The 576-nt window shown below is 44.6% G+C and carries 1 protein-coding gene; it reads left to right on the top strand.

The window, feature by feature from the left end; genetic code table 11:
• A partial coding sequence (locus AACQ75_RS11540; RefSeq protein ID WP_445285784.1) for a DEAD/DEAH box helicase occupies positions 1 to 576 on the top strand: 576 nt, incomplete at both ends.

Below are 576 nucleotides of genomic sequence, written 5' to 3'. Positions count from 1 at the left end.
CGCCATGGCGCTCGGATTCCTTACCGATTGTGATGGCGGAATACAGTGACCCTGATGGCCAACTGCTCGTCGATTATCAATACAGCTTGAAACAGGCGATTGAAGACAGAGTGTGCCGTTCACCAAAGATTGTTTTGGTGGATAACGAACATCTCACCATTACCGGTAGCAAAGAGGTTCAATCGTTTTCTTCTATATTAGAGTTACTGAAACAGACAAAAACGTCATACCAGAGCATCATCCATAATGATGAAGCGATGGAATATCTCCTTGGTTTGGGCTGTAACAAACTGGCGAGTATTCGTCTGGAATCGCCCAATGCCGGAGGGTTAGTTGTGGCGGCGTCGGTACAACATGCAAAGAAAATCCAAAAAATATTAGTGACTCAGTTTCATCAATCGGCTGCGATTGTTACCTATCGTCATGATGAGCCGCTGTCTGAAATTAATGCTTACCGTCATGGTAATACCGAGTGGATTGTCAGTGTCGGTATGATTAGTGAGGGGACAGATATCCCAAGATTGCAAGTTTGTTGCCATATCAGCTCAGTGAAAACCGAATTGTACTTTAGGCAAG

The sequence above is a fragment of the Vibrio sp. B1-2 genome (assembly GCF_963888445.1).
In the GTDB taxonomy this organism is placed as follows: domain Bacteria; phylum Pseudomonadota; class Gammaproteobacteria; order Enterobacterales; family Vibrionaceae; genus Vibrio; species Vibrio anguillarum.
This window is presented reverse-complemented; position numbering and strand designations above follow the sequence as displayed.